Here is a 19,396-nt window from a genome sequence, read left to right as displayed (position 1 = left end):
ACTGATTAACCCAACAAGGGTGTGCTACGAGCGAAACGCCCCCGGATGGGTCTGCTCCCGCACCGAAACGAACTGCTGCCGCACCGCCTGCCCCACCGCCAGCTCCTCGCCGGGCTCCAGCACCTGCGCCGCCGGGCCCTGCCAGGCCGGCGGGGTGCGCGCGTCGAGGGTGCCCTGCGTGGCACCGAGCGCCCAGGCGGCCTGCCGGGCGGCACCGATCGCCGCGTAGTCCGCGGGCTGCGGTACGACGACCTGCGCGCCGAACAGCGAGGCCGCCGAGGCCTGCACCGCGGGCAGCTCGGCCGCCGCGCCCAGCAGGAAGACCCGCCGCACCTCGACCCCCCGGCCGCGCAGTACGTCGAGGGCGTCCGCGAGCCCGCACAGCATGCCCTCGAACGCGGCCCGCGCCAGATGCTCCGGCCGCATCGCCTCCCGCCTGAGCCCGGCCAGGGTCCCGGCGGTGTGCGGCAGATTCGGCGTCCGCTCGCCCTCCAGATAGGGCAGCAGCACCAGCCCGTGCGCCCCCGGCGTGGACTTCATCGCCAGGTCGGACAGGCTCTCCAGATCCGGCAGCCCGAGCAGCTCGGCGGTGCCGCGCAGGGTCCGCACGGCGTTCAGGGTGGTGACGACGGGCAGGTGCATGCCGGTCGCGTCGGCCAGCGCAGTGATCATCCCGGTGGGATCGTGCAGCGCCTCGGGGTGTACGGCCATGACGGACCCGGAGGCGCCGAGCGATACGACGGCGTCCCCGAGACCGATGCCGAGCCCGAAGGCGGCGGCCATCGTCTCGCCGGTCCCGGCGGAGATCAGCAGCCCCTCCGGCGTCGTACCGGCCGCCTCGGCGGGGCCGATCACCTCGGGCAGCATGGCCTGGTGACCGAGCGCCAGCTCGACGAGATCGGTGCGGTAGGCGCCGGTAGCGGCGGACCAGTAGCCGGTGCCGGAGGCGCCGCCGCGGTCGGTGGTCCTGCGCACCGGGCGGCCGAGCAGCTGCCACACCAGCCAGTCATGGGCCTGCAGAAGGACGGCGGTGCGGGCGGCGGCGTCGGGCTCGTTCTTGCCGAGCCAGCGGAGCTTGGTGACGGGGTGCGGCGCCTGCGGCACACACCCCACGGCCTGCGCCCATGCCTCGCGCCCGCCGAGCGCGTCGACGAGATCGGCGGCGGCGACCTGGGCCCGCTTGGCGCCGCCGACCATCGCGGGGCGGGTGGTGTTGCCCTGGGAGTCGAGGGGCACGACGGCGTTCTGCTGCGAGGAGACGCCGATGGCCTGGACACCTTCGAGCAGCCCGCCTCCGGCGGCTTCCCCGAGGGAGAGCAGCCAGGCCTGTGGATCGATGTCCGAGGGGCGCCCGCCCTCCGGGGCTTCCACCGGATGCGGGGCATAACCCTGCCTGAGCACGGCTCCCGTGTCCGCGTCACAGACCACGATGCGTGTGAAATCGGGCGAACTGTCCAACCCGGCGACTATCCCCATGGCCAAATTCTGCCGCACAGTGAGGGGTGACCGTGCCTACCCCGTACTGCTCAGGTGTTGCTGGTGCCCCAGTCGTCCTCGACCTCGCCGTTCGGGTGGCGGTCGCGGAGGCTGCGAACCCGCTGGGCCATGGACTCCGGGACTCGTTCGCCGACCTTGTCGCTGACCGCGTGGTAGGCCTTGCCCGCGTACACCCGGCCCTGCTGCGCCGCCGTCTCCGCGGTGTTGCGGACCGCCGGGTTCTGCGCCACCTGACGCGCCGACTTCTTCAGCTGTTCGTAGCGTTCGCGTCCGGCTCGCGTGCCGAGCACGTAACCCAGAGCCAGCCCGACGACGAACGTGAGCTTGTAGCGCATGGCGGCCAGCCTTCCCTCGTGGGAGTACCGATTGGCGGAGCACCCCCCTGCTTGCGCTAATGTATGTGTCGCAGCGAGCGCCCGCCCCCTGGCGAATACCCAGGTAGGTACGTTCGATGCAACGAGGCATTCCTCCGTAGCTCAATTGGCAGAGCAGCCGGCTGTTAACCGGCAGGTTACTGGTTCGAGTCCAGTCGGGGGAGCTCGGTCCTCCGTAGCTCAATTGGCAGAGCAGCCGGCTGTTAACCGGCAGGTTACTGGTTCGAGTCCAGTCGGGGGAGCAGAACGAACGAGGACCCTTCGGGGTCCTTTTTCATGCCTGCTTCAGGTCCCCGGGAACCGCTCGGGGCACCCTGAAGTCCTTCAGGGCATGCGTAGTCGACCATCCGAAGCAGGAGATCGTATGAGCGGCTATGCTGCGGCAGACGGCGCGTACAAATGTGCGCGACACGCCGCTATGGGGCGGTAGCTCAGCCGGTTAGAGCAGCGGACTCATAATCCGTCGGCCGTGGGTTCGAGTCCCACCCGCCCCACCCCCGCACCCTCCGTGCAGAAACGATGCGACCTGTGGTCTGCGTCTCACGGTGATGGTTCTCGGCCAACTCGGGCGTATTCCGGCCGCCTTGGCCTGACAGCGCTGGTTCCCGGATGCGCATCCTGTCTATGGTGGCCGCCCCAGACAGGGGACGGGGGTCCGGTGAGCGCGTTCAGGTTTCGCCTGCTCGTGACCTCGTACGCCGTGTCCGCCTACGGCAACTACCTCAACCTGATCGCGCTCAGCCTCTTCTCCTACGAGGTCACCGGCACCGCCTTCGGTATCGGCGCCGTGATGGCGCTGCGGCTGCTCGCGGGGGTCGTGGCCGGGCCCGCCGCCGGGGCCGTCACCGCACGGATCGGCCGCCGTACCGTGATGATCGGCGCCGACACCGCCCAGGCCACCGCGATGACCGTACTCGCGCTGTGCGGGGAGCGGACCCCGCTGTGGCTGCTCGGGCTCGCCGTCGTGGTGCTCGGCGCCGGGAACACCTTCTTCAGCGTCGCCCTGCGCAGCGCGGTCCCCGTCATGGTCGGCCAGGAGGCCCGGGCCCGCGCCAATGGCCAGCTGGTCACCGCCCGCTCCCTCGCCACGGTCCTCGGCTTCGCCTCCGCCGCCCCCGTCATCTCCTACGGCGGCTACGGCACCGCCTTCGCCGTCAATGCCGCGAGCTTCGTGGTGTCCGGGGTGGCGCTGCTGGTGCTGCGGCCGCGCACCGAGGAGTCCGGGGAGCCCGAGGCGGCGGAGGGTGCCGCTCCGGGTGGGCCCTGGTGGCGGGCCTGGGCCGGCGTACCCGCGCTGCTGCTCGGGCTGATCGCGCTGCGCGGTACGGACGCGCTGGCCTCCTCCTCGCACAATGTCGCCCTTCCGATCGTCGCCGAGCTCACCAACCCTGCGGACCCCGCGCTGTACATGAGCCGGTTCTGGGCGGCCTGGGCGGTCGGCACCGTCCTTGCCCATCAGGTCCTCAAGCGGTCGAGGGAGGGGCACAGCGAGCGGGCGTTCGCGCTCGGCACCTGCGCGATGTCCTGCTCCTTCATCCTCGCCTTCACCGGGCTGCCCGCCCTGGCGCTGATGGTGGCGGCAGCCGCGGCCGGGTTCGCCGACGGCTGGACCGAGATCGTCTACACCTCACGTCTCCAAGCCGCCGGGGACCGCGAACGAGGGCGGCTTTTCGGCCTGTCCGCCACGGCGGAACAGTCCGGTTTCGCGCTGGGCACCGTCGTCGCGGCGGCCGCCCTGGAGTCCGTGTCCCCGCTGACGGCCGTGGCCCTGTTCCACGGGGTGGCCGTGTGCGGGGCGCTGGTCCTGCTGCTCGCCTCCCGCGCCGGAGGCGGCGTCGACCGGAAAACCACCGACGTCCGGTACACGAGTGACACGGCACCCAGAGAGGGAGAGGGCACGCATGGAACGCGTACGGGGGACGGCCGTCTGCCGGGGGCCTGAGCCGGAACGGGACGCCTCGGATCCGCGCGACGCGGTGGAGGCGCTGCTGCGGGCCGCCGAGCAGGCGGCGGACGCGGGTGTCGTCGCCCTCGGCACCGACGGGTCCGCCGACCGGCTCGCCTACCCCGAACTCCTCCTCCGCGCCCGCCGGCTGCTCGGCGGTCTGCGGGAGCGCGGGGTGGGGCGCGGGGACGTTGTGGTGCTCTGCGGGCTGCCGCTCGTCGACTTCTTCCCGGCCTTCTGGGCCTGTGTGCTCGGCGGCATCCAGCCCGTCGCCATCGCCGAGCCGCCCCTCCCGGGCTCGCCCGCGCGTGAACGGCTGCTGCACGCCTGCGCGTTGCTGAACAACCCGCTCGTCCTCACCGACGCCGCCGATGCCCCCGAAGGCCTGCGGGTGACGGACGTACACGACTGTCTCGACGCCGCGCCCGCGCACGAGTACGTCGAACCCGACGGGTCGGATGTCGCCCTGCTGATGCTCTCCTCCGGCAGCACCGGCGCCCCGAAGGCCGCGCGGCTGACCCACGCGGGGCTCGCGGACTTCGCCGCCAGCAGCCGGCGGATCCTGGATGTGCGGGCCGACGACACCATGGTCAACTGGCTCCCGGTCGACCACAGCGGGGCGTTCCTGCTCTACCACCTGCTCGCCGTATTCGTCGGCTGCACCAACGTCCACGCGCCGACCGAGCGGGTGCTCGCCGATCCGCTGCGCTGGCTCGACCTGATGCATGATCACCGGGCCCGGCACGCGTGGGCGCCGACCTTCGCCTATCGGCTCGTCGCCGACGCGCTCGAATCCGGCCGGCCGGGCAGGTCCTGGGACCTCAGCGGGCTCAAGTCCCTCGTCTGCGGGGGCGAGCAGATCACGCTGCCCGTCATGCGCGGCTTCCTCGACGCGACCGGCGCGTACGGCGTCCGCGAGGGGCACATCGTCCCGGCCTGGGGCATGGCGGAGACCGTCACGGCGGTGACGTACGGCCGTCTCGACGGGCCCGCTACCGTGCACCGGCTGCTCAAGCGGAGCCTCGGCGGTGAGCTGGTGCGCGCCGACGACTCGACGCCCGAGGACGAGGTCGTCACCTTCGTCGCGGCCGGCGCGCCTGCGCACGGGGTCACCCTGCGCATCGTGGACGACCGGGGCGAGCTCGCCCCCGACGGCCGCATCGGCCGCCTCCAGGTCCACTCGCCCGCCCGGCTGACCCCCGGCTACATCGACAACCCCGAGGCCGACGCGGCGGCCTACCCCGCCGGACGGGACTGGCTGGACACCGGCGATCTGGCCTTCCTCGACGCGGGCCAGGTCGTCATCACCGGCCGCCGCAAGGACCTGATCATCCTCAACGGGCACAACGTGTACGCGCATGAGGTGGAGGAGGCCACCGGTATCCGGCAGGGGGAGGTGGCCGCGTGTGGGATTCCCGTTCCGGAGCGCGGGACGGAGGAGCTGGCGGTGTTCTTCGTGAGCCGGGGCGCCGAGGAGGACGTACGGATCGCCGGTGAGGTGAAGGCGGCCCTGTACTCCCGGCTCCGGCTCACCGCCGCGCATGTCGTGCCCGTTCCGGCGCGGGACTTCCCGAGGACGCCCGCGGGGAAGGTGCGGCGGGCGGAGCTGCGGGAACGGTTCCTCGGGGGGCGTCCCGGGCCGGACGTCGTGAAGGGCGCCGTGAAGGATGCCGTGAAGGATGCCGTACAGGAGGAGCTCGCCGCTCTCCTCGGCCGCCCGGCCGACGCGCACACTCCCTTCTATGAACTCGGTCTGACCTCCGTCCTCGTCGTACGGCTGCGTGCCCGCCTCGAGGAGCGGCTCGGGGTGGAGATCCCGCAGACGGCCTTCTTCGAGCATCCGACGGCCGCGGCGCTGGCGGCGCGGCTCGCGGACGCCCCCATGGACGCGCACTCCGTGCCTGCTGCGGATCCCGGGGCAGCCGACCGTCGTATCGCCGTCGTCGGGATGGCTCTGCGCTTCCCCGGCGCGGACACGGTCGACCGGTTCTGGGCCAACCTGCGCGACGGTGTCGACAGTGTCGGGGTCTTCGGCGAGATCACGCCCGAGCGGGTGCCGGTCGCCGGAGTGCTGGACGGGGTCGAGGACTTCGACGCCGGGTTCTTCGGGATGAGCCCCAAGGAGGCCGGGCTCACCCATCCCGCGCACCGGCTGTTCCTGGAGTGCTGTCACCGGGCGCTGGAGGACGGCGGGTACGCGGCGGCCGAACCCGGCACCAGGATCGGGGTGTTCGCCGGGTCGGGCATGAATCTCTACGACCACCAGCAGTCCACGGGGGCAGGACCGGTCGACCCGGCTACCGGTATGCAGAGCGCGATCGGACGGCAGCCCGACTTCCTCGCCACCCGCGTCGCCTACCGGCTCGGGCTCACCGGTCCGGCGATCGGGGTGCAGACGGCCTGCTCCACCTCGCTGGTCGCCGTCCACCTCGCGGTTCAGGCACTGCTCAGCGGGGAGACGGACCTGGCGCTGGCCGGTGCCGCGGCCGTTCATCTGCCCCAGGAGGGCGGCTACCGCACCCACCCCGGCTCCATCCTGTCGCCCACCGGGCGCTGCCGGGCCTTCGACGCGGACGCCGACGGCACGGTCGGTGGCAACGGTGTCGCCGCCGTTCTGCTCAAACGGCTCGACCGGGCCCTCGCCGACGGCGACACCGTGCACGCGGTCATCCTCGGCTCGGCCGTGAACAACGACGGCGCGGGCAAGGTCGGCTTCACGGCCCCCGGTCTCGCCGGGCAGGTGGAGGTGGTGCGGCAGGCGCTGCGCCGGGCCGATGTCCCCGCGGAGACGATCTCGTACGTCGAGGCCCACGGGACCGGGACCCGGCTCGGCGACCCGGTGGAGTTCGAGGCGCTCGGGCGGGCGCTGGGTGCGGGGGCCGGGCGTACCGGGTTCTGTGCGGTCGGGTCGGTCAAGCCGAACATCGGGCATCTCGACAGCTGCGCGGGCATGGCGGGGCTCATCAAGACGGTGCTGATGCTTCGGCATCGCACGCTGGTGCCCACGCTCCATCTGACCCGGCCCAATCCCGAACTCCGGCTGGGCGCTTTGACGTTGGCGACCGAGCTGCGTCCCTGGGAGGTCGAGGACAGCACTCCTCGCCGGGCCGGTGTCAGCGCCCTCGGGGTCGGTGGCACCAATGCGCATGTGGTGCTGGAGGAGGCGCCGGTGCGGTCGGCTTCCGCGAGCGAACTCCCGGTCCTGGTACCGGTGTCGGCCACCGATGAGGAAGCCCTGGCCGAGTTCACCGACGCGCTCGCCGAACGGCTGCGCCGAGAGCCGGACCTCGCCGCCTCCGACGTGGCCGCCACCCTCGCCCTGGGCCGACCGCACCGCACCTGTCGCGTCACGGCGGTGGGCCGTACGGCGGAGGAGCTGGCGCAATCGCTGGCCGAACGGGCACCGGATCGCGGGGAGTTGGGCCCGGTCACCTTCGCCTTCTCCGGGCAGGGCAGCGCCCGTGGGGGCATGGCGAGCGGGCTGTACGCCGCGTTTCCCGTCGCTCGGCGGATCCTCGACCAGTGTGCGGATCCCCTCCTGCTGGACGAGACGGCCGACGACCGGATCTGGCCCACCGAGACGGCCCAGGCCGCCCTCTTCGCCCATCAGGTGGCGCTCGCCGAAGTGTGGCAAGCGGCCGGGGTGCGGCCGGCGCTGCTGTTCGGGCACAGCGTCGGTGAGTACGCGGCGCTGTGCGTGGCGGGCGCGATGACGGTCGAGGACGGACTGCGGCTCACCACCCTGCGCGGGCAACTGATGCACTCGCTCTGCCCACCCGGCGGTCTGCTCGCTGTTCGGTGCGGGCGCGAGGACGCCGAGCGCGTCGCGACAGCCGTCGGAGCTGAGCTCGCCGCCGTCAACGGGCCGCGCTCCCAAGTGATTTCGGGACCGCCCGAGGCCCTGGAGGCTGCGGCACGTCTGCTGGACGGGGAGGGGCTGCGCTGGCGGGCACTGCCGGTGGACCGGGCCTTCCACTCGGCCGCCGTCGAGGAGGCGCTGCGTGAATTCCGGTCGTACGCCGAGAAGGTGACGTTCCGGCCGTTGCGCACCGCGCTGATCACTACCGCCGACGGTGAACTGCGTGCCGAGGGCTGGACGGTCGACGTCGGCTATCTGCTTCGGCAGGCCCGGCAGCCGGTGCGTTTCGACCTCGCCATGGCCACGGCCGTCGAGCGCGGATACGGCGACTTCGTCGAGATCGGCGCGGGCGACACGCTCACGGGGCTTGGGCGGCACTGTGCGCCGAGCAGCCGCTGGCTGAGCGGGCAGGGCGGGGGAGCGGGGGCCGTCGCGCAGGTGGGCGGGGTGCTGGCGGGGCTGGGGTCGGCGTATGAGCGAGGGGCGGAGGTGGAGTGGCGGGCGATCACGGGACCCGGGGGGCGGGTGTCGTTGCCGGGGCATCCGCTGCGGTCGCGCCGGGTGGGAGTGGCGGCGGCGCCCGCTGTCACGGAGTCTCGCGAAGTGCTCGACGGTATAAGGGAGTTGGCCGCCGAAGCGCTCGGTAGTGCGGTCGCCGATATCACGCCGGACCGCTCCTTCTTCGAGCTCGGCGCGGATTCCCTCGCGCTGATGGGGATGGCGACGCAACTGGAGCAGCGTTACGGCGTGCGCGTCCCGGTGCGGGAGCTGTTCGACTCGGCGGACACGCCCCGGAAGCTGGCGGAGCGGCTGGGGGCGGGGAGGCCGACGGAGCCCGTGCCGGAGCCCCCGCAGGTGGCCGCGCCGGAGCCCGCGCCGGTTGCTGCTGCACAGCCACCGTCCGACCTGCACGAGCTGTTCGGTCAGCAGCTGAAGCTGGCCCAGCAGCTGGCCGACCAGGTCACGGGAGTGATCAACCGCCAGCTCGAGGTACTCGCTGCCGAGCCCGCTCCCGTTCCCGCTCCGGCACCGGAGCCGGAACCCGTGCCGGCGCTGGACTCCACCGACGTCGACTTCAGCCTCTACTTCTTCGGCGACTATCCCGAAGACACCGCCCACGACAAATACGGCCTCATCATGGACGCCGCCGAGTTCGCCGACCGCCAGGGCTTCCACGGACTGTGGTTCCCCGAGCGGCACTTCAACTCCTTCGGCGCCCTGTTCCCCAACCCCTCCGTCCTGGCCGCCGCCCTCGCCGCCCGGACCAGCAGGATCCGGCTGAACGCCGGCTCCGTCGTGCTGCCGCTGCACCATCCCGTGCGGGTGGCCGAGGAGTGGTCGGTCGTCGACAACATCTCCGGCGGCCGGGCGGGCCTGTGTGTAGCGAGCGGTTGGCACGCCACCGACTTCGCGCTCGCGCCGGAGAACTTCGGCCGCCATCGCGAGGTGATGTACGAACGGCTGGAGACAGTACGGCAGTTGTGGTCGGGACAGCCGGTCACAGTCACCGCGGGCGACGGCGCCCAGGTCGACGTACGACTGCATCCCCGCCCCATCCAGGACGAACTGCCGCTGTACGCGGCCGTGGTCGGCAACCCCGACAGTTACCGTCGGGCCGCGGCAGAGGGCCTGGGGGTGGTCACCAACCTGATGACGCAGACGGTCGAGCGGCTCGCGGAGAACATCGCGCTGTACCGGCGTACCCGCGCCGAGCACGGCCTCGATCCCGCGGCCGGGCGCGTCGTGGTCCTGGTGCACACCTACCTCGACGAGGACGCGGAGCGGGCCCGGGCCGAGGCGTACCGGCCGTTCGTGTCGTATCTGCGCTCCTCGCTCGCCCTCTTCGACCAGGTCACCAACAGCCTGGGATTCGACGTCGACTTGGCGAACACCCCCGAGGAGGACGTCGAGTTCCTGCTCGGACGGGCCTACGAGCGGTACTGCGACTCCCGCGCCCTGATCGGCGACGAGCGCACGGCCGCCGAGGCGGTGGGGCGGCTGGTCGCGGCGGGCGCCGACGAGATCGCCTGCTTCGTGGACTTCGGCGTACCGAGGGAGAAGGTGCTGGCCGGGCTGCCGGTGCTGGACCGGGTGCGCCGCCAGGAGTACAGGAGGACGCCGGTACGACGACGTCGTATACCCCTGTCCCCGGCCCAGCGCCGCATCTGGTTCCTGGAGCGGCTGCATCCGGGCACCACCATGTACTGCGAGCCGAAGGCGATCCGTCTCGACGGGCCGCTCGATGTCCCCGCCCTGCGCCGGGCGTTGCGGCGGGTCGCGGACCGGCATCCCGCGCTGCGCACGGTGTTCGGGGAGGCCGACGGGGTGCCGTACCAGGAGATACGCGACCAGGTGCCCCTCGACTGCCCGGTGGACGACCACACCGGCGCGACCGAGGAGGAGGCGCTGCGAGCCGTGCTCGCCGCCCAGGCGCGGGGCGGCATGGATCTGGGCGCGGGTCCGCTGGTCGTCGCCAGGCTGCTCCGGCTGTCAGACGACCGGCACCTGCTCTTCCTCCTCGCCCACCACATCGTCTTCGACTCCTCCTCCACGGTCGTCCTCGCCCGCGACCTGGCTGCCTACTACCGCGACGAAGAGCCGCCGACACTCCCCGAACCGCCCGCACCGACCCGTCCCGAGCCCGCCGAACTCGCCGCCTCCCTCGACTTCTGGCGCCGCGAACTGACCGACGCCCCCGAGCTCACCCTCCCCACCGACCGGCCCCGCCCGCCGGTCAGGACGGGCGAGGGCGCGAGCCTCACGCATGACCTGGACGCCGAACTGATCGGCAGGCTGCGGACGTTCGCCGCCGGACACCGGGCCACCCTCTTCATGGCGTTGACCGGCGCGATCGGCGCGGTGCTGGGCCGGTTCAGCGGGCAGCGGGAGGTGGTGCTCGGCACCGCGGTCGCCGCCCGCCCCGTCGGCGCCGAGGACCAGGTGGGCCTCTTCCTCGACACCGTCCCCCTGTGCGTGGACCTCGGCGGCGACCCGGACTTCCCGGAACTGCTGCACCGGGTGCGGGACGGCAGCATGACGGCGTACGAGCACCGACGCGTCCCCTTCGACGAGCTGGTCGGCGCCGTCAACCCGCACCGCGACCCGGGCCGCAATCCGCTCTTCCAGGTGATGGTCGAGTACGAGAACGAAGGCGGCGTCGATTTCGACCCGCCCCGGCTGACCGCCACCCTCCTCGACGTCCCGAGCGAACGCGCCCCCTTCGACCTCAGCGTCTATCTGACCCATCACGCGGACGGCCTGCGGTTCATGGTCGAGTACGACACCGCCCTGTTCGACGAGGCGACCGTACGGCGGCTGGTGGACCATGTGGAGCAGGTGCTGCGGCGGGCCCTCGACACCCCGGCGGCCCCGCTCCTCGACCTCACGGACCCGGATCGGACCGCTCTCGCCCGGCTGGGACGCCTGGACGAACCCGCACCCGCCGTCGAGGACACCCTGCACGGCCTGGTCGCGCGACAGGCGCCGGACGCCGTCGCCCTCGTAGCGGGTGAACGACGGGTCACCTACGGCGAGTTGGAAGCGTCCGCCAACCGGCTCGCCCACCTCCTGCGCGGCCGGGGTGCCGGGCGCGGGGAGCGGGTGGCGGTGCTGCTGCCGCGTGGACCGGAGTTGATCACGGCCCTGTTGGGGGTCCTGAAGAGCGGTGCCGCCTATCTGCCGCTCGACCCGTCCGCGCCCACCCCGCGCCTGGCCGCGCTGCTGGCCGACGCCGGCCCGATCCTCCTGCTGACCTCAGCGGAACTGCGAGCCCGGCATCCCGGCCTCGACGCCGAGGTGCACCTGGTGGAGGAGACGGACGCGAGCCTCCCCTCCGACCCGCTGCCGCAGGACGTAGTGCGCCCCGAGGACCCGGCGTACTGCATCTACACCTCGGGCTCGACCGGCCGTCCCAAGGGAGTCGTCGTCCCGCACCGCGGCCCCGTGAACCTGATCCGCGCCCACCTCGCCGCACATCCGCCCCTGCGCACGCTCCAGTGGACCTCGCCGTCCTTCGACGTCAGCGTGCAGGAGATCTTCACCACGCTGGCCTCCGGCGCCGAACTGGTGCTGATCGACGACGAGTTGCGGTACGACCCGGCGGCCGTCGCGGAGGCGGTACGGCGCCATGAGGTGCAGCGGATGTTCATGCCGTGCACTCCGCTCAGGTACCTGATGGAGACGGGCCCTCGACTGCCGTCCCTGCGGGAGCTCTTCTCGGCCGGTGAGGCACTCCAACTCACCGACGCCTTCCGCCGGTTCCTCGCCACGCACCCGGAGTGCACGCTGTACAACCAGTACGGCCCGACCGAGACGTCGATCATCGTCACCTCGCAGCGCGTGGACCCCGAGGGCGGGACACTGCCGCCCATCGGCACACCGGTCCCGGGCGCGCGCGTTCTGCTGCGGGACGCGGCCGGGCGGGCGGTGCCGGTGGGGGCCGTCGGTGAGATGTACGTCGGGGGCGTCCCCGTGGCACACGGTTACCTCAACCGGCCCGAGGAGACCGCTGCCGCCTTCGTCGACGGCGGCACGTTCTACCGCACCGGGGATCTGGCGCGCTGGCGCACCGACGGCACGCTGCAGTACTGCGGACGCGTCGACGACCAGGTCAAGATCCGTGGGCATCGGGTCGAACCGGCCGAGGTGCAGACGGCGTTGGCCGCGCTGCCAGGGGTACGGGACGCGGCGGTCGTACCGCGTCGGGACCGGCACGGGGAGAGTGAGCTGGTCGCCTACGTCGTAACCGATGACCTGGCGCCACTGAGGGCGGCGCTCGCCGCCGTGGTCCCCGCACACCTGGTGCCCGGGCGCTGGGTGGCCCTGGACCGGCTTCCGGTGAACGCCTCCGGGAAGCTGGACCGGGCCCGGCTGCCCGAGCCGGGTTCCCCGGGTGAGGCCGCGGAACCCGTCACCACGCTGGAGAAGTCCCTGCACGAGCTGTGGTGCGACGAACTCGGCGTGCCCAGGGTGTCGGTGACCCGGCCCTTCTTCGAACTGGGCGGTCACTCGCTCGGCGCGATCCGGCTGCTGCACCGGATGGCGGAGGAACTGGACGTCGAGGTGTCGATGGCCGACTTCTTCCGGGCGCCGACGATCAGGGGCATCGCGACCCGGGCCGCCGATCGGCGGGTGACGGCGACCGTACCGTTGACCTCGAGCCTCCGCCGTCTGTGGCGACGGCAGCACGAACGGCCCGACCCTTCCGTCTACAACATCGCCCATCGCATCGATCTGCACGGGGAGTTGGACGTCGAGCGCCTGAAGGGGGCGTTGGCGGAGCTGGTGCGGCGGCATGACGCGTTACGCAGCAGGTGCACCGAGCAGGTGATGGAGGTCCTGGCCGAGGTGCCGGTCACTATGCCGGTCGAGGACGTGGCCGACGCCGACCGCTGGTGCGAGGAGCACGCCCGGACTCCGTTCGCGCTGGACCGCGCCCCGCTGTTCCGCTTCCGTCTGGCCCGGCTCGCGACGGACCGCTGGATCCTGCTGACGGTCTTCCATCACGCGGTCTGCGACGGCTGGTCGCTCGGGGTGATCCGGGAGGAGCTGGGGCGGCTCTATCGGGGCGACCAACTCCCGCCCGTCAGTGGCCAGTTCACGGACTTCGCCCAGGACGAGCACGCGCTGTCCCCGGCGCGGCGGGCGGAGCTGGAGCGCTACTGGCGCGGTGAACTCACCGGCGTACCTCTGCGGTTGCCGCTGCCGTACGACCATCCCCGCCCCGCGCGGTTGTCGGGCCGGGGCGCCCTGCACACCTGGACCATCGGCGGGGACACTCCCGCCCGGATCGCGGCGACCGCCGCCCGCCTGGGTGTGACGCCGTATGCCGCGCTGGCCTCGGCGTTCGCGCTCTGGGCGGGTCGGCTGTGCGGTGACCCGGCGGATGTGGTGCTGGCCGCGTCCAGCGCGAACCGGACCCGGCGGGACCGGGCGGAGACGGTCGGGCTGATCGGGGACGCGGTGCTGGTGCGGGCGCGGCTGTCGGAGGCGGCGGGCTTCGGGGAGCTGGTGACGCAGGTGGCCGAGAGCCTGTTCACGGCGCTGGACCACCAGGACCTGCCGCTGACGGAAGTGGTGGAGCTGGTGGAGCCGGGCGACGGCCTGTTCCCGACCGTGCTGTTCACCGTGGTCACCACGGAGCCGCCCACCCTGGACCTGCCACCGCTGCGGACCCGCGTGGAGGGCATGGCGACGCGGGGCGTGGCGCGCAACGAGCTCTATGTCGTACTGGAACCGGGGCCGGGGGAGATCAGGGCCACCTTCGAGTACTCGACGGACCTGTTCACCGCAAAGACCGTCGAAGGGTGGGCGAGGAGTTTCAGCACGCTGCTCGATCAGCTGCCGTAGCGTGAAGGTGTGCGCGTGCTGGTCGTCGAGGACGAGGAGCGGTTCGCCGCCGGGCTCAGGGACGGTCTCGAGGCCGAGGGCTTCGCCGTCGATGTCGCGCTCGACGGTGTCGACGGGCTGTGGATGGCCCGCGAGAACACCTACGACGCCATCGTCCTCGACATCATGCTGCCCCGCCTCAACGGCTACCGGATCTGCCGGGAGCTGCGCGGCGCCGGGGACTGGACGCCGATCCTCATGCTCACCGCCAAGGAGGGCGAGTGGGACGAGATCGAGGGCCTGGACACCGGCGCCGACGACTACCTGACCAAGCCGGTCTCCTACGCCGTACTCCTCGCCCGGCTGCGCGCCCTGCTCCGGCGGGACGCGCACCAGCGGCCCGCCGTGCTGACCGCCGGTGACCTGCGGCTCGACCCCGCGACCCGGACCGTCACCCGGGCCGGACGGGACATCGAGGTGACCGCGCGGGAGCTGGCGGTGCTGGAGTTCCTGCTGCGGCGGGCGGGCGAGGCGGTGTCCAAGCGGACCATCCTCGACCATGTCTGGGGCGACGACTTCGAGGGCGATCCGAACATCGTCGAGGTGTATGTGCGGCGACTGCGCAACAAGGTGGACCGGCCGTTCGGACGGCGGTCGCTGGTGACGGTACGGGGGCACGGGTACCGGCTGGTGCCGGACGACTCCGGGGACGGCTGAGCGGCATGGCTCCCGGGACCGGTGAACAGGCGCGGCGGCAGCTTCGGGCCGTGCGGGTGCGGGCCACGGTCATCGCCGTGCTGGCGGTGGCGCTCGCGCTGGTCGCGGGGGGTGTGGCGCTGGTGCTCGGGCTGCGGGCCGAGCTGAGCAATGACGTCCGGGACGCGGCCAGGGAGCGAGCCACCGAGGTGGCGCGGGTGATCGAGGCGGACCGAGGGGTGCCCACGCTGACCGTGCACGCGGAGGACGAGGAGTTCCTCCAGGTCGTGACGGCCGACGGAACGGTGGTGGCGGCGAGCGACAACGTCGAGGGCCGCCCGGCGCTGGCCCGGCTCGCGCCCGGCGGCAGTACGACGGTCGAGACCGGCCTCGACGAGGACGCGTTCCTGGTGGTCGCGGTGGGCGCACGGGACGGCGACCGGGAACTGACGGTCCTGGACGGCCGCGCACCCTCGGGCGTGGTCGAGGCGACCGGGACGGTGACCCGGCTGCTGCTGATCGGCGTCCCCGCACTGCTGGTGCTCGCGGCCGCCGCGACCTGGGCGGCCGTCGGCAGAGCGCTGCGGCGGGTCGCCCGCGCCGAGGCCGCGCAGCGCCGGTTCGTCTCCGACGCCTCCCACGAACTGCGCTCACCGGTCGCCGCGGTCCGGCAGCACGCCGAGGTGGCCCTGGCCCACCCCGGGCGGGCCGACGCTTCGGCACTCGCCGGGACGGTGCGGGAGGAGGCCGTACGGATGCAGCGCCTGGTCGACGACCTGCTGCTGCTCGCCCGCGCCGACGAGAGCGCGCTCGCGGTGACCCGCCGTCCCGTGGACGTGGACGACCTGGTCCTGGAGGAGGTACGGCACCTGCGCACGGCGGCTCCGGACCTGGCCGTCGACAGCTCGGGCGTGGGGGCGGCCCGGGTGATCGGCGACGCCGACGCACTACGGCGCCTGGTCCGCAACCTCGGCGAGAACGCGGCGCGCCATGCCCGCACGCGGGTGGCGTTCGCGCTGACGGACACGGGGGACGGGCTGATCCGGCTGTCGGTGGAGGACGACGGCCCGGGCGTCCCGGCCGCCGACCGGAAGCGCGTCTTCGAACGCTTCGTACGACTGGACGAGTCCCGCACGCGGGGAGCGGGCGGGGCGGGTCTCGGCCTGGCGATCGTGGCGGAGGTGGCGGCGGCGCATCGGGGGAGGGCGGAGGTGGGGGAGGGGGAGCTGGGCGGGGCGCGGTTTGTGGTTGCGTTGCCTTCGGCGGGGGAGTGAGCGGCTGAGTGGGGGTGGGGGGAGTACCCCCGTACCAGCCCCCCCGCAAGGCTCAGTACTCGTACCAGCCGCCCCGCTTCGCCGCCTCGTCCGGGTCGAAGGACTGGTGGAGGCCTATGAGCGCGGCGAGCAGGCGGGGGTCCCAGCCGTCGGTGCGCACTCGGTACTCCTCCGCCATGCCCCGGTAGACGACATGGGCGCGGCCCGAGCCGTCGCGCCAGGTCACCCGGCGGGGTGCGCGGAAGCCGCCGTCGCCCTCGTCGGCGAAGAGCGAGGTGATCGCCCAGATCAGGCTGAGCGGGAGGCCGAACGGCCACCACAGCACCCACCACACCATCCGGCCCTTGAAACCGCGCAGCGCCGGGCCCGCGACGGGTTCCACCGTCCACCGGGTACGGCCCAGGGGGCGCCGACGCAGGGTGACGCGGCCGAGGGGGGTGCCGTAGGGGTCCTCGACGCGGTAGACGGCGGGGCGGCCGTTGACGCGGGAGAGGTGCTGCTCGGTGACGACGCGAGCGACGGAACCGTTGCCGCTGTGGCCGTCGGCGACGAGGTGGAAGGCGCGGTCGGAGTCCGAGTGGCCGGGGCCGGCTGTGGTGTCGCGGTGGAGGCGCAGGGCGTTGCGGACGTCGGGGTGGTCGGCGGAGCTGACGACGGTCGGCGCGGGTGCGCCGTATCGGACTTGGTAGGTGATGCGCCCTCGGGACACGCGTTTCCCCCGTCTATTGGTCTGGCCGGTTCGGCTGGTGATGCTCTCATTCCGGGTTTCTGACAGCGCGTTCAGGGGCGTTCAGGGGCTGTTCAGGGGGTTGGAGGGACGCTCGGTTCATCGGATCTGGGTCGAGGAGGCCGCCATGAACACTCAGCGCAGGAAGTTGTGGCCGGGAGCGGTGGTGGGGGCTGTCGTACTGATGGCCGGGGCCTGTTCCGGGAACGCCGGCGGATCGGAGGGGACGGGTGGCGAGGAGTGCGTCCGGGTCGTGGACGAGGAGACGGGCGAGACGGGCAAGGAGTGTCTGCCGCTGGCGCCGAAGAGCGACCGGGTGGATGTCACCGAGCCGGTCTTCTCCCACCCGACGCGGATCACGAACCCCCTGCACCCCACCAGCGAGGTGGACCAGGTGATCATGGGCGGCCAGGCGGACGAGGAGGTCTTCCGGACCGAGGTGAGCCTGCTGCCGGGCACGAAGACCATCAAGTGGGACGGCACGTCGGTGGCGGCCCTGACCTCGCAGTACGTCGCCTACGCCGACGGCCGGATCCACGAGGTCGCCCTCGACTGGTACGCGCAGGCGGACGACGGGTCCGTCTGGTACCTCGGTGAGGACGTCTTCAACTACGACGAGGGGGTCGTCGCGGACATGGAGGGCACATGGCAGGCGGGCCGCGACAAGGCACCGCCCGCGATGATCATGCCGGCGGCTCCCGAGAAGGGTGACGTGTACCGGCCGGAGAACCTCCCCGGGGTCGTGTTCGAGGAGGTCACGGTGAAGTCCGTCGATCAGACGGTCGAGGGGCCGTACGGCGAGGTCGAGGGTGCGATGACCGTGACCGAGCTGCATATGGACGGCTCCACGGAGGAGAAGACCTTCGCGCCGGGGTACGGCGAGTTCTCCACCGGTAACTCGAGCGGCGACCTGGAGGCGGTGTCGCTGGCGGTGCCGACGGATGCGCGGCAGGGGGAGCCGCCGGAGGAGCTGGCCGCGCTGGAGAAGGCGGCTCGGCAGGCGCAGGACGGTGAGGTGACGGAGGCGGATGTGCGGGCCGTGCGGGATGCGTGGCAGGCATACCTGGCCGCCGATGAGGTGCCCGCGCTGCTGGAGCGGCAGATGACGCGGGATGTGGAGGCGCTGACGGGGGAGGAGCCGATGGAGGCTGCGCTGAGGGTCGCGCAGAACGCCGGTGATCTCCGGCTGCCGTACGAGTCCGTGCGGACGGTGGATCTGGAGCGGTTCGACATGTGGGCACGGCAGTTGGGGATCGACGCGGAGGCAGGGGAGACCGGGGCGGTCGCCGGGGACGTCACGAGCCTCGAGCTGGCCTGGCAGCGGCTGCAGGACGACTCGGCTGCGTCGGAGAAGGTCGCGACGGATCTGAAGGAGGCGCGGGAGGCTGCGGATCAGGAGGACACGGCGGCTGCGGGCCGGTCGGCGGCGGAACTGTCGACGGACATCGCACAGCTGACGCCGTAGGGGTGACGGTGGGGTGGGTGTCGCTCACCCGCGCCGGCGGGAGACCGGGCACCGTCACGTGGCCAGCGGGTCCAGCTCCAGCGGCGTGATCTTGCCCTCCAGCATGGTGCCGAGCCCCTGTACGGCGCACACGTCCGGACGCTCGGCGATATGCACCGGCATCCCCGTGGCCTGCCGCAGCATCTGGTCGAACCCGGGCAGCAGCGCGCTCCCGCCGACCATCATGATCCCGCGGTCCGCGAGGTCGGCGACCAGATCGGGCGGGCAGTCCCGCAGCACCTTGCCGATCCCGTCGAGCACGGCGGTCAGCGGCGTCTGGATCGCGTCCCGTACGGCGGCGGTGTCGACCTGGACCGAGCGGGCGAGACCCGTCGCCACGTCCCGGCCGTGGATCTCGGTGGAGGCCGGCCCGTGCGGGGTGAGCCCGTTGCCGGACAGGGCGAGCTGCAAGGGCCGTACCGACTGGCTCGGCAGCACCAACTCGTGCTGGTGGCGCAGATGCTGCACGATCGCGTGGTCCACGGCCTCACCGCCCACCGCGATCCGCTCGGCGGTCACGATCGACCCGAGCGAGAGCACGGCGACCTGCGTCGCGGCGGCCCCGCACACCAGGACCATCGTGGCCTCGGGCTGCTCCACGGGCAGCCCGCAGCCCACGGCCGCGGCGATCAGCGTGTCCACCAACTCCACCCGGCGCGCCCCGAGTCCGACCAGCGTCTCGATCGCCGCGCGCTGGGCCAGCGGATCGGCGTCGTGCGGGGTGCAGGCGGCGGCCCGCAGGCGCGGCTTGCGGCGCAGGGTACGGCGGATCTTGTCGCCGAGCAGATGCCGCAGCATGCGCTGGGCCATCTCGATGTCGACGACCGTGCCGCCGGAGACCGGACGGACGACGCGGATGTAGTCGGGCGTACGGCCGGTCATCTTCTCCGCGAACTCGCCGACCGCGATCAGCGCGCCGGTCCGGGTGTTCACGGCGGCGGCGGAGGGCTGGTCGACGACGAGCCCGGCCCCCTTCACATACACCCGCGTCCGCGCCGCGCCGAGGTCGACGGCGAAGTGGCAGCGGCGCAGCTGCTCCAGACTGGCGGACATGGCAGGCCTCCCGAGAGCACAGACCGTGGGCCGCCGGGCGGCGGGCCTCACTGGCATCGTGCGGGGGCGGAGGAGGGGGCCGCGTGTTGTGGTGGGCCGGGTGGGGTGCCGCTGAATGGGGGGTTTGCCGATTATGTTCT

At 72.6% G+C, this 19,396-nt stretch carries 9 protein-coding genes and 3 tRNA genes; 8 read left to right on the top strand and 4 right to left on the bottom strand.

Annotated elements, in window-relative coordinates:
* Window positions 1-24 precede the first annotated feature (24 nt).
* Both OHT76_RS14210 and OHT76_RS14205 read right to left on the bottom strand, forming a co-directional pair.
* Entirely contained in the window at window positions 25-1,476 is a 1,452-nt protein-coding gene (locus tag OHT76_RS14210) for a xylulokinase (protein WP_328871180.1), read from the bottom strand.
* Window positions 1,477-1,526: 50 nt separating this feature from the next.
* Window positions 1,527-1,832, bottom strand: a complete 306-nt coding sequence (locus OHT76_RS14205; protein ID WP_328871179.1) for a YtxH domain-containing protein — start codon at window positions 1,830-1,832, stop codon at window positions 1,527-1,529.
* A gap of 130 nt (window positions 1,833-1,962) precedes the next feature.
* On the opposite strand from OHT76_RS14205, the gene OHT76_RS14200 reads away from it, so the two are divergent.
* From OHT76_RS14200 to OHT76_RS14170, 7 genes are all read left to right on the top strand, one after another.
* Window positions 1,963-2,035 (top strand) — tRNA-Asn (locus tag OHT76_RS14200).
* Between the two features lie 5 nt (window positions 2,036-2,040).
* Window positions 2,041-2,113, top strand: a tRNA-Asn gene (locus OHT76_RS14195).
* A 178-nt stretch (window positions 2,114-2,291) separates the two neighbouring features.
* A tRNA-Ile gene (locus OHT76_RS14190) sits at window positions 2,292-2,365 on the top strand.
* Between the two features lie 164 nt (window positions 2,366-2,529).
* Complete coding sequence (locus OHT76_RS14185) at window positions 2,530-3,813, top strand: MFS transporter (protein WP_328871178.1); 1,284 nt, start codon at window positions 2,530-2,532, stop codon at window positions 3,811-3,813.
* Window positions 3,773-14,023, top strand: a complete 10,251-nt coding sequence (locus tag OHT76_RS14180; RefSeq protein WP_328871177.1) for a non-ribosomal peptide synthetase/type I polyketide synthase — start codon at window positions 3,773-3,775, stop codon at window positions 14,021-14,023. The genes OHT76_RS14185 and OHT76_RS14180 overlap by 41 nt, the downstream gene beginning before the upstream one ends.
* Before the next feature lie 9 nt (window positions 14,024-14,032).
* A complete protein-coding gene (locus tag OHT76_RS14175) occupies window positions 14,033-14,719 on the top strand; it encodes a response regulator transcription factor (RefSeq protein WP_328871176.1) in 687 nt (228 codons plus the stop codon).
* A gap of 5 nt (window positions 14,720-14,724) precedes the next feature.
* Window positions 14,725-15,972, top strand: coding sequence for a sensor histidine kinase (locus tag OHT76_RS14170; protein WP_328871175.1), 1,248 nt, complete (start codon window positions 14,725-14,727; stop codon window positions 15,970-15,972).
* 52 nt (window positions 15,973-16,024) lie between these two features.
* On the opposite strand, the gene OHT76_RS14165 is transcribed toward OHT76_RS14170, so the two are convergent.
* Window positions 16,025-16,681 carry a hypothetical protein gene (locus OHT76_RS14165; protein ID WP_328871174.1) on the bottom strand — a complete coding sequence of 219 codons (657 nt, stop codon included), beginning with the start codon at window positions 16,679-16,681 and terminating at the stop codon, window positions 16,025-16,027.
* A gap of 145 nt (window positions 16,682-16,826) precedes the next feature.
* Here OHT76_RS14165 and OHT76_RS14160 point away from each other — a divergent pair, with 145 nt between their 5' ends.
* Window positions 16,827-18,164, top strand: coding sequence for a hypothetical protein (locus OHT76_RS14160; protein ID WP_328871173.1), 1,338 nt, complete (start codon window positions 16,827-16,829; stop codon window positions 18,162-18,164).
* 54 nt (window positions 18,165-18,218) lie between these two features.
* Here the strand turns inward: OHT76_RS14160 and OHT76_RS14155 are convergent, their stop codons facing one another.
* The gene (locus tag OHT76_RS14155; RefSeq protein WP_328871172.1) at window positions 18,219-19,256 is read right to left on the bottom strand and encodes a rod shape-determining protein; all 1,038 of its coding nucleotides are present in this window, start codon (window positions 19,254-19,256) and stop codon (window positions 18,219-18,221) included.
* Window positions 19,257-19,396: the final 140 nt, after the last annotated feature.

The organism is Streptomyces sp. NBC_00287 (assembly GCF_036173105.1).
GTDB lineage: Bacteria > Actinomycetota > Actinomycetes > Streptomycetales > Streptomycetaceae > Streptomyces.
The sequence above is the reverse complement of the archived record's forward strand: the minus strand, read 5'-3'. Positions and strand labels throughout refer to the sequence as shown.

Excerpts from the sequence above, each read along its gene's own strand:
- OHT76_RS14210 (WP_328871180.1), bottom strand. The coding sequence starts at position 1,476 with ATGGGGATAGTCGCCGGGTTGGACAGTTCGCCCGATTTCACACGCATC.
- OHT76_RS14205 (WP_328871179.1), bottom strand. The coding sequence starts at position 1,832 with ATGCGCTACAAGCTCACGTTCGTCGTCGGGCTGGCTCTGGGTTACGTG.
- OHT76_RS14180 (WP_328871177.1), top strand. The coding sequence starts at position 3,773 with ATGGAACGCGTACGGGGGACGGCCGTCTGCCGGGGGCCTGAGCCGGAA.
- OHT76_RS14170 (WP_328871175.1), top strand. The coding sequence starts at position 14,725 with ATGGCTCCCGGGACCGGTGAACAGGCGCGGCGGCAGCTTCGGGCCGTG.
- OHT76_RS14160 (WP_328871173.1), top strand. The coding sequence starts at position 16,827 with ATGAACACTCAGCGCAGGAAGTTGTGGCCGGGAGCGGTGGTGGGGGCT.
- OHT76_RS14155 (WP_328871172.1), bottom strand. The coding sequence starts at position 19,256 with ATGTCCGCCAGTCTGGAGCAGCTGCGCCGCTGCCACTTCGCCGTCGAC.